The 6,120-nt window shown below is 72.5% G+C and carries 5 protein-coding genes and 1 pseudogene; all 6 read right to left on the bottom strand.

Features of this window, described 5'->3' with window-relative positions; genetic code table 11:
* On the bottom strand, window positions 1–470 hold a 470-nt coding region (locus GA0115259_RS22885), incomplete at its 3' end, for a GAF domain-containing protein (RefSeq protein WP_093600372.1).
* 56 nt (window positions 471–526) lie between these two features.
* Window positions 527–1,444 carry a S8 family peptidase gene (locus tag GA0115259_RS22880; protein ID WP_093600369.1) on the bottom strand — a complete coding sequence of 306 codons (918 nt, stop codon included), beginning with the start codon at window positions 1,442–1,444 and terminating at the stop codon, window positions 527–529.
* Window positions 1,441–4,863: an adenylate/guanylate cyclase domain-containing protein gene (locus GA0115259_RS22875; RefSeq protein ID WP_093600366.1), complete on the bottom strand. Its 3,423-nt coding sequence runs from the start codon at window positions 4,861–4,863 to the stop codon at window positions 1,441–1,443. Before GA0115259_RS22875 ends, GA0115259_RS22880 begins: the two co-directional genes overlap by 4 nt.
* Window positions 4,864–4,917: 54 nt before the next feature.
* The gene (locus tag GA0115259_RS22870; RefSeq protein WP_093600363.1) at window positions 4,918–5,154 is read right to left on the bottom strand and encodes an aroma-sacti cluster domain-containing protein; all 237 of its coding nucleotides are present in this window, start codon (window positions 5,152–5,154) and stop codon (window positions 4,918–4,920) included.
* A complete protein-coding gene (locus tag GA0115259_RS22865) occupies window positions 5,151–5,903 on the bottom strand; it encodes an iron-containing redox enzyme family protein (protein WP_093600360.1) in 753 nt (250 codons plus the stop codon). Before GA0115259_RS22865 ends, GA0115259_RS22870 begins: the two co-directional genes overlap by 4 nt.
* Window positions 5,900–6,120 (bottom strand): annotated as a pseudogene (locus GA0115259_RS40495) (radical SAM protein); the annotation flags it as partial. The gene GA0115259_RS22865 and the pseudogene GA0115259_RS40495, both read right to left, overlap by 4 nt.

Here is a 6,120-nt window from a genome sequence, read left to right as displayed (position 1 = left end):
CCCCCCCCCAGCCGCAGTGCCGTGGCGGCCTGCCGGGCGAAGAGGGCGAGCAGATCGAGTTCACCGAGGCTGGAGCGGGCCTGCGGCGCCGGGTCGAGTACTTCCAGTACGCCGAGGACCCGGTCGCCATGGATCAGCGGCGCCGCCATCAGCGCGTCGGGCACGAACTCCGTCGACTTCGCGAAGTCACGGTCGAACGCGGCGCTGCGCGACAGATCCGCGACGATCATCGGCTCGCCCGAGGTGACGACCCAGCCCGCGATACCGCTGTCCGCCGGGAAGCGCCGTCCCACCAGGAACGCCTCGCCGCGTCCTGAGACCGCCTGGAAGACCAGCTCGTGCGCTGCCTCGTCCAGCAGGAACACCGAACTCGCCTCGGCTCCGAAGATGGCCCGGGCCACATCCACCACGGACCGCAGAAGCTCCGAGGAGAGCGGATCGACCGGATCGACGCCGGACACGGCCGACACGCCGGACACCGTGGATTCGGCGGACTCGGCGGACTCGTTCCCTGCACTGCTTTCCCTCACTGCGCACCCCTGGCGGCGACTTCGACGTTTGCTGCGGAAAGGTAGAGAGCGGTCTTGAGCTGAAAGGTGGTCATCCGGCGGTGCGCGGAGAGGATCCGCGCGCACAGGCCCGCGATGTACGGCGTCGCGAAGCTGTTGCCCGTCGTCCGCATCGTGGTGCCGCCGAGCCAGGCGACCCGTACGTCCTGGCCCGGCGCGAAGAACTCCACGGGAGGGCGCGGATTGTAGAGATAGAGTTCCGGATCGCTCTCGCGGTGGCTGCCGACCGAGATGACGGAGGCGAACCGCCACGGGAAGCTCTCCACCGGCGTGTTGTGGGCCGAGGCCACGATCACGGTCCTGCGGAAGTACGCCTCGTCGGCGAGGGCGTGCAGCTCCGGCGCGAAGCGCGTACGGGTGGTGGAGAGGCTCAGATTGATCACGTCGAAGCCCTGGCGGACGGCCCAGCGCAGACCGGCGAGCATGATGTCACCGGTTCCGGAGAAGCCCTTGCCCAGCACCCGGACGCTGTACAGCTCGCACTCGGGCGCCGTGGCGCGGATGATTCCCGCGCAGGCCGTGCCGTGTCCGCAGGCGTCGCCGCTCTCGGTGCGCTCCACGGTGATCCCGTCGGAGCCCTGGACGACGGCCCAGGCGCCGTCGACGGCGCCGATCAGCGGATGGTCCCGCTCCACACCGGAGTCGACGACACACACCTTGATCCCGCGCCCCCGGGCATCGGCCCAGGTGGACGGTGCGGGCATGGCCGGCGCGTCGGCGGTGACCCGGACATCCCGCGGGCCTTCGCCGCGCAGACTCCAGACCAGGCCGGGACGGTGCGCCGTCCCGGCGTCGCCCGTTCCGGCACCGGCCGTCGTGCGGCTTCCCGGGCTCTCGCCGTACCGGTCGCCGGTCCCGCCGTAGCTGTCGCTCATACCGACTCCGCCGTTCGCGCGGCCCGGCGCAGACCGGGCAGATGCTTCTTCGTCGCGAACCGTTCGCGCGCCAGCTCCGCGGCCTCCCGTGCCTCCGGCCGGCGGCCGAGCCGTCCCAGCACCTCGGCGCGGTCCAGCAGGGCGACCGCCTGGACGACCGGTGAATCGGTCGCGTCGGCGGCGCTCACGGCGCGTGCGGACAGCGCCAGGGCCTCCTCGGCGTGCTCCCGCGCGGCGTGGATACGGGCGAGGACGCCGTAGAGATCGGCCGCGTCGGAGCGAGGCAGATCGGTGGCAGCCGTGGCGGTGGACGTGGCGGTGGACGTGGATGTGGCGGTGGTGGAGTGTGAGGCGAGACGCTCCTCGGCCTCGTCCACGCGGCCCGCGTCCAGCAGTACGCGCGCGGCCTCGCGGGTCACCGTTCCGAGCAGTCCGCCGGCCCCGAGCCCGCGTCCGGCCTCGGCCGCCTCGTCCAGCAGATCGAGTGCCCGGTCGTCCCGGCCCGCGAGCGATTCCACCGCCGCCGCGAACATGGGCACCACCACAGCGCCCTCGGCATAGCCGAGTTCGGCGGCGATCCTGCGGGCGCCGGTGAGCCGGGCACGGGCCTCGTCCCACTGTTCGCGCAGGGCGACGAGGACCGCGAGCGGACAGTTGAGCGTCAGTTGTACGGTCGGCCGCGGGCCGCCGTGTTCGGCCAGCAGTTCGCAGCCGCGCGTCAGCGCCGTGGGCACCGGCTCGGGCCCTCGCCACAGCGAGACACCGATGGCGCCGAGTGCGAGGGCGCGCTCCGGTTCGGCGTCGTGGCGCACCGCGTGGTCGAGAGCGCGGGTGAGCAGGGCGTCGGCCTGGCCGTGCCGGCCCTGGAGCTGGCGTTCCTGCGCCATCCGGATACATGCCCTGGCCTGGCCCAGTTCATCGCCGGCCCGCTCGAACACGGGCAGGGTGAGCCGGGCCGTCTCCGCGATGTCTCCGGGCATATCGGCGGGAGGCGCGGCTGCCAGCGCGAGCCGGGCGTGGGCCGCTTCCACGGCCGGGATGTCCGCCGTGCCCGTACTTCCGTCGCCTACCCGGGAGTTGTCGAGCACGGCGAGCAGCAGTCCACGGCCTTCGTCGGTCCGGCCGGTGGCGAGCCGTACCTCGCCCAGGCGCCGTGCGGCCTCGGCCCACTCGGGCTCCGTCCCTGACCGTGTCTCCGTTCCCGCTCCCGCTCCCGCTCCCGTTTCCGTTCCCGTCGAGAGTTCCACCGCCCGTGCGAGCAGCGTGCCGGCCCAGGCGAGATCGGAACGGGCGAGTGCCCGTGAGCCGGCCGCGATGAGCAACCGGGTGGCGCGGCGGCGCAGTTGTTCCGTACGGGCGTCGAGTACGCCGAGCTCCGCGCGGTAGCGGAAGGCGCGCTCCAGATGGCCCGCCACGGCCGCGTCCCGCTCGGGAGACGGGCGCTCGGGAGACGCGTGCAGGGAAGTCGCGTGCCGGGAAGCGCCGCTCTCACCGTCCGTCCGGGCCGGCAGTACCTCGGCGGCGTGCTCGTGCCGCTCGGCTCGGACCCGTTTGGCCATGGACTCGTAGGTGATCTCGTGCACGATGACATTGCTGAACCGGAGCGAAGTGCGGCCGGAGGCGGTCCGTCCCACCGGCTGCACCAGACGACGTCGGCAGAGCCGCGTCAGCGCCGAGCGGACAGGCTCCTCCGGACGGCCGTCCGTACTCGTGCCTGCCCCCGCGCCCGCCGAACCGCCGTACAGCGGGCCGCCAGGCGCGCCCTCCGGACAGACGGCCGCGAGCGCGGTCAGATCGTCGGCGGTGAACTCCCGTCCCACGACGGCCGCGAGGTCGAGCACGGCCCGCTCCGGGCCGCCGAGCGCGTCGATACGCGCCCCGAGCAGCGCCTGGAGCGTGGGCGGCAGATCGCCGCGGCCGTCGGCGCCGTACGCGGACTCCGGCTCCGAGACAGTGGCGAGAAGCTGCTCCAGATAGAACGGATTGCCACCGGCGGCCTCCAGGACTCGGGCGGGCACCGCGCTGCCGTCCTCACCGGCCCAGTGGGCGCTCACCTCGGTCAGCGCGAGAGCCACCGTCTCGGACTCGGCCGGCGTCAGCCGCGGCAGCATCAGCGCACGGGAGCGCAGCCGGCCGCTGCCCCAGCCGGGCCGCCGGTCGAGCAGATCAGGACGGGCCAGACAGACGAACAGCACGGCGGACAGATCCAGTTCCTCGACCAGACGGTCGAGTACGTCGAGCAGCGGATCGCTCGCCCAGTGGCAGTCGTCGATCACCACGACGACAGTCCGGTGCCGGGAGAGAACGGTCAGCAGAGCGACCACGGCGGCGCATGTCTCGCCGACCGAGGGATTGGGAGTGCCGTCCTTCAGCAGACCGGCCGCCAGCACCTCCAACGCGGTGCTCCACACGGCGCGTTCGGCCGGATCGGTGGGCTCGTCGGTCCCGGTTCCAGTCCCCGTACCGGTCCCTGTCCCGGCGCTCGGGCCCAGGAGCGCGGCGACCGCCTCGGCCAGCGGCGCGAGGCTGCCGTGGTCCCCGTACGGGCGACAGCGTCCCGAGCCGAGGACCACCGACGACGCCGCGCGTTCACGCCACTCGTGCAGCAGACGCGTCTTGCCCATCCCCGCGTCGCCGTAGACGGTGACCAGATACGAGCCATGGCCGTCGGACACATCGGCGAGCGCCAGGCCCAGTTCCGTCAGCTCCCGCTCGCGCCCGACGAACGGCACGTCGAAGCGGCGCAGCAGCTCCGGCGCGTCCTCGCCGATGCCACAGAGCCGATAGGCGGTGAACGGACCGGCCTTGCCCTTCAGCGTCAGCGGACCGACGCTCTCCGTCCGTGCGCCCGCTCCGGCCGCGAGCCGTGTCTCCGGGCCGATCAGAATCTCACCGGGCGAGGCGTGCTGTTCGAGCCGAGCGGCGATATTGACCGTCTCGCCCGAGACAAGGGCCTGACGGGCACTGACATCCGTACCGCTCACCACAGGGCCCGAGTTGACACCGATCCTGACGCGGAGCCGGATCCCGAGCGACGGTTCGAGCTCCGTGTCGTTCAGCTCCTCCACCGCGTCCAGCATGGCGAGCGCGGCGGTGAGTGCCCGCAGGGCGTCGTCCTCGTGCATCTCGGGGATGCCGAAGACGGCCATCACCGCGTCACCGATGAACTTCTCCACGGTGCCGCCGAACTCCTCCAGCCGGGCCCGCATCAGCCCGAAGTACCGAAGAGTCACAGCGCGCAGAGCCTCGGGATCCAGCGTCCCCGACAGCGCGGTCGAGCCGACGAGATCGCAGAAGACGACGGTCACCGTCCTCCGCTCCTCGGCCTGCGCGGCCGGGCGTGCGGCGACGGTCGTTCCGCAGAGCGGGCAGAACCGCGCGCTCTGCGGCAGCAGGCCTTCGCACGAGGCACACCGCATGGATCGTTGTCCTTTCGGCCCTGGGAGGTAGACAGCGGAACTGGGCGGGAGACATCAGAAGAGGGCGCCGCCGGCGATCTCGCTGTGTGCCTGGACCTCGGGGCCCACCTCGTCAAGGCGTGCCTTGATGTCCAGCAGCAGAAAGACCTCGTCCGGAGTGAGACCGCGGAGCACCTGGCGCTGTTCGTCGGTGAGTTCGGAGAGCGGGAAACCGTGCTCTTCGAGGGCGGCCAGCGCGTCGGGCGCGGGCCGGGCGGGCCGGTCGGGGCGAGGGCCTTCGGGCTCGTTCATGGCGTGTCCGTTCCTGCCGTGGGGCCGTACGGGCGCGGTGCGGTAGGTGCGTCACGGTCGACGCATCCGAACAGCTCGATGAGCGCGTCCAGGGTGTGCAGCCCGCTGACGGTGACAGCGGAGCTCAAGGAGGAGCTCAGCGGCAGCCGGTCGAGCAGGGCGAAGAGGTCTGCCGCGTGCCCGGTGTCCAGACCGGCGTGCTCGCGGACGGTGGTGACGGCCGCCTCGGGCAGACCGGTCAGGGAGACGATGCGGTCCGCCAGCCAGGGCGCGGGAGCACCGGCCTCCAGGACCGCGATATAGCCGAGTAACACCACCGGATGGTGGTACTCGATCCAGTACTGCTGCGCACCCACGAGACGGGCGACAGCGGGCTGGGGGAGTGTGGTGAGAAGCGTCTCCGGATCTCCCCCGAGGGCGGCGAAGTCGGCCAGCAGCCAACTGTCGTGTCCGCGCTCCTCGCTGATGTGCTTCCGGAGATAGTCCGCCAGCGGTGCGGCGATCCGGTCGCGTCGGCCGAGTTCGGCGCAGCGCGCCGCCGCACGCTCCATCAGCGGCACGGACGCCCGGATCACGCCGTGCATGGCCCGTACGTAGACGGCGTACCGCTCCCGGAGTCCGGGCGCACGCCACAGCCGGGCGGTCGACGCGCCGAGCGCCGGAGCGGTGAGCGCGAGCCTGGCCCGTAGCGCCTGTCCGGCGAGAACGGCGGTGCCCGCGTCGGTTTTCGGGTACGCAGCCGTTCTCATCGCGGCGTCTCCCGCCCACCGAGGGCCACCAGGTCGGCGTGGCGGGGGCTGCCATGGCGTCGTACGAGCGCTACCGGGCCCGCCTCGGACTGGAGCCGGGCCGCGTGCCGGTCGAGCAGCGCGCCCGCGGCTCCGGAGGCGGCCTGGTGCGCGATGGCCAGGGCCTCGGGATGCTCGCCGAGCCGTCGGCAGCCCGCGCAGTAGCCGCTTTCGGGGG

Origin of the sequence: Streptomyces sp. MnatMP-M17 (assembly GCF_900091995.1) — a bacterium.
In the GTDB taxonomy this organism is placed as follows: domain Bacteria; phylum Actinomycetota; class Actinomycetes; order Streptomycetales; family Streptomycetaceae; genus Streptomyces.
Note: the sequence above shows the minus strand (reverse complement) of the source record. Positions and strands in the feature narration are given on the sequence as shown.

Bases quoted from the DNA above. Each gene is read 5' to 3' on its own strand.
- GA0115259_RS22880 (WP_093600369.1), bottom strand. From the start codon at position 1,444: ATGAGCGACAGCTACGGCGGGACCGGCGACCGGTACGGCGAGAGCCCG.
- GA0115259_RS22875 (WP_093600366.1), bottom strand. From the start codon at position 4,863: ATGCGGTGTGCCTCGTGCGAAGGCCTGCTGCCGCAGAGCGCGCGGTTC.
- GA0115259_RS22870 (WP_093600363.1), bottom strand. From the start codon at position 5,154: ATGAACGAGCCCGAAGGCCCTCGCCCCGACCGGCCCGCCCGGCCCGCG.
- GA0115259_RS22865 (WP_093600360.1), bottom strand. From the start codon at position 5,903: ATGAGAACGGCTGCGTACCCGAAAACCGACGCGGGCACCGCCGTTCTC.